The organism is Nocardia farcinica (assembly GCF_029867845.1).
Taxonomy (GTDB): domain Bacteria; phylum Actinomycetota; class Actinomycetes; order Mycobacteriales; family Mycobacteriaceae; genus Nocardia; species Nocardia farcinica_A.
Window position 1 is genome coordinate 1 of the sequence record NZ_JARWRU010000928.1, and the last position, 3,428, is coordinate 3,428.

Genomic DNA, 3,428 nt, shown 5'->3' on the forward strand with positions numbered 1-3,428 from the left:
CCCCCCCTGCCCCCCCCCCCGCGCGCGCGGGGGGCCCGCCCGCGCCCCCCCCGGGGCCGCGATCAGCGGATGCGGGCACACCCCGGCGGTTGTCGTACGATGCGGGAACGACTGCGCCGGTTGGTGACGAAGGGGGACAGGGTGCGGGCAACGCCGGGAGACTCGAACGCCGGTAGGGCGGGGACGCGGCGCTGGAGGTCCGACCTGCCGGACTCTGGCCCCGATCAGCCGGGCAGCAGCCCCGACCTGCCGGTCGGGGGCGCCACCGACACCCGCCCGAGGACCACGCTGTGAATCGCGATCTGCCCGACGATCCCGCCGAAGCAACCACCATGCCGATCGAACGGCCGACCGCGCGGGAGGGCGCCTCGACGGCGGAATCGCCGACGGTGGACACCACACGGGCCGCGGCCGCGCCCACCGTCGAGATCCGCACCGCGCGCACGGTGCGCGGCAGCGGTCCGCGCTGTCCCGGCTGCGACGCGGAGAACCCCGGTGTCCCGGTCTGTCCCGCCTGCGGCCTCGACCTGACCGACAAGTGGGTCGCGCTGCCGCCCGCCGAGGGCGCCGCCGACCGCTTCGAGGCCGATCTCGGGGCGGTCTGCCTGGTCACCGATCGCGGTATCGCGCACGCCCGCAACGAGGACGCTGTCGCCGCCGCCGTGGTGGAGGGCGAGCACGGCCCGCACACCACGGTCATCGTGGTCTGCGACGGGGTGTCCACTTCTTCCGACCCGCAGGCCGCTTCCGGCTCGGCGGTGCGCGCGGGCGTGCGGGCCTGCCTGCGGGCGCTGGAACGCGGCCTGCCCGCCACCGAGGCCGCGGTGGAGGGGCTGAGCGCCGCCTCGGAGGCGGTGCGCTCGATCCCCACCGAGGAACACAACGCGCCCTCGTGCACGTACGTGTCGGCCATCGTGCGCGGTGCGGGCGGTGGCGCGGTGGACATCACCGTGGCCAATGTCGGCGACAGCCGCGCCTACTGGCTCGCCGCTCCCGGGGCGGAGCAGACGGGCATCCCCTCCCAGCGGCTCACCGTCGACGACTCCTGGGCGCAGGCCCTGGTCGACGCGGGCGCGATGGACGAGCAGGCCGCGATGAACGACCCGAGGGCGCACACCCTGCTGCGCTGGCTCGGCGCCGACACCGACGAGCGGCCGTGGTCGGACAAGGCGGTGCGCACCTTCCGCGCGGACACCCCGGGCAGGTTGCTGCTGTGCAGTGACGGCCTGTGGAACTACCGGCCCGACGCCGAGCAGCTGGCGGCCATCGCCGCCGCCGACGACCCGATGGCCGCGGCGCGCGATCTGGCCGATTTCGCCGTCCGCAGCGGCGGCAACGACAACATTACCGTCGCCGTCGCGCCGATCTCCTGAGTTGTCACTGCTCCCTGAGCGTCTCTGCTGAGCCGTCGCCCGAACCGGCCGCGCGGGCGCGGCCGTGCCGAATCCGCGGACCGTCCCGGCGGGCCGTCGACGGTGGCGGGTGATCGGGGGTCAGTGACCCCGGTCGTCGTAGCCCTTCTGCTCGGCGGAGATCTTGCGCATCCGCCGGTGCTCCAGGGTGATCAGGGCGATGCCGAACAGCAGGAAGGTGGCGGTGGAGATGCCGCCGATCAGCGCCCAGCCCTCGAAACCGTAACCCGCGGCGGTCATGGTGAGACCGACGGTGACGATGCCGAGGCCGACCAGGAACATGCCGGGCCAGTTGCGGGTGTCCTCGATCGACTCGCCCGCGTGGGAGCGACTGGTGCGGACGTGGTCGGGAAAATTTCCGTGTTGTGGATAGGGCACGTGGGCTGTCATGACGAGCTCCTCTCGGTGCACCGGTGAACACGTGAAAGGGGGAGATAACCCGGTCTACGCCGGTTCGCCGGCAGGGTCAACCCCGGCCGGTGACAGGGCTTGCCCCGGCGTGCCAGACTGTAGGCAGCTCGCCCCGTACTCAGGCCGAGCTGTGGCTCCACCCGTCAGATGACCCAGCCGTATCGATGACCCAGCCGTACCGATCTGGACCTGATCCGGGGAGGTTCCATCCATGGCAGTCGAAGTCCCGCTCTCCCGCCGGCTCCATGACACCGGCGGCGCCCACGACGAGCCCGGCGCCCGCTGCACCTGCGTGCGCACGCTGGACGGCGACCACCGCTGCGTGGTGGTCCGTATCGAAGGCGAGCTCGACGCGCTCGTCCAGCCGCAGTTCCGCCGAGCGCTCGACGACGCCGTCCGCGCGGCGGCGGACGCGGTCGTGATCGATCTGCGCGCCACCCTGTTCCTGAGTCTGCGGGCCGCGGCCGCCCTCGGCGACGTCCAGGCCCCGGCCGCTCGTCGCGGTGTCGACGTGCGTCTGGTGACCGCCCGTCCCGAGGTGGAGCGCTCGCTGGAACTGACCGGCGTGCGCGGCCGCTTCCACCGCTATTCCTCGTTACGCGCGGCCATGACGGTCTGAAGCCCCTCCCTCGCCGTGATCTCGGCCACCCGGCCGCCGGCACCGGCACTGGGCCGTTTGGCCGGTGAAGTCGCCGGGTAAGCGCCTTCCGAGTGTGAACCGCCCACCGTCGCCGATTCGCATCAGCCGATTCGCATCAGCTACGGCGGCGGGGTGGTACGCGGACGACGAAGCGAGGCGAACGAGGTGGCGATGATAATGGGGGATCGGGCGCGATGGCAGCCCGCGACGGCTGCGACGACCATAGGCGTCCGCGTGCCGGCGCGCCCCGAGCAGCTCACCATGTTGCGCGCGCTGGCCGAGACGGTGGGTCACATCGCCGACTTCGCCATCGACGAGGTCGCCGACATCCGTCTGGCGCTCGACGAGGTGGCAACGGCGCTGGTCCTGGACGCGGTGCCCGGCTCGGATCTGGACTGCGAGCTGGATTACGCCGAGGACCGGATGAGTGTGCGCGTGCGGGGGGTGTGCCGTTCCAAGGAGGCGGTCGCGCAGTCCGGCTTCGGCTGGCACATCGTGCGCACGCTCACCGACTCGGTCGAGGCGACTCAGGAATCGTACGACTTCGTGGTGGGTGGCTATCGCACCGCGATCGGATTCGAGTGGTCCCGGCGGATCCGGTCGTCGTCGTCCACGATCATCAAGTTCGCGCTCAAGCCTCGTCCTTCGCACTCAGTCGGAAGCAGGTGTCGGAAACGTCCGCTTCCGGCAAACATGCCGATCTATCGGTTACCCGAACCGACTGATCGGTAAACGTCGTTTGCTGGACTGTGGCCCACGCCGCGTCGGCGATTGCCCTCGACCCGGGGGCGCGTCCCCACTATGCCACACGGGCCGGATCGGCTCCGATGCGGGCGCTCACGGTGACGAGGACTTCCGCTTATGCCTAAACGCGCCCGGCCGCCGGCTCGGGCGCTGCACAGTTTCCGCAGGTCATACCAGACCCGGCCCGGGGGTCACCCCGGGCCCCAAGAAAACGAAAACGG

General features: G+C 71.7%; 4 protein-coding genes. 3 read left to right on the forward strand and 1 reads right to left on the reverse strand.

Going from position 1 to position 3,428, the window contains the following annotated elements; genetic code table 11:
• Window positions 1-290: 290 nt before the first annotated feature.
• Window positions 291-1,373, forward strand: a complete 1,083-nt coding sequence (locus tag QH283_RS20380; protein ID WP_280504580.1) for a PP2C family protein-serine/threonine phosphatase — start codon at window positions 291-293, stop codon at window positions 1,371-1,373.
• Between the two features lie 120 nt (window positions 1,374-1,493).
• On the opposite strand, the gene QH283_RS20385 is transcribed toward QH283_RS20380, so the two are convergent.
• Window positions 1,494-1,802: a hypothetical protein gene (locus QH283_RS20385; protein ID WP_280504581.1), complete on the reverse strand. Its 309-nt coding sequence runs from the start codon at window positions 1,800-1,802 to the stop codon at window positions 1,494-1,496.
• A 232-nt stretch (window positions 1,803-2,034) separates the two neighbouring features.
• Here QH283_RS20385 and QH283_RS20390 point away from each other — a divergent pair, with 232 nt between their 5' ends.
• On the forward strand, window positions 2,035-2,442 hold the full coding sequence (locus QH283_RS20390; RefSeq protein WP_280504582.1) for an STAS domain-containing protein: 408 nt from the start codon (window positions 2,035-2,037) through the stop codon (window positions 2,440-2,442).
• A 282-nt stretch (window positions 2,443-2,724) separates the two neighbouring features.
• Entirely contained in the window at window positions 2,725-3,195 is a 471-nt protein-coding gene (locus QH283_RS20395) for an anti-sigma factor (RefSeq protein ID WP_280504583.1), read from the forward strand.
• Window positions 3,196-3,428: the final 233 nt, after the last annotated feature.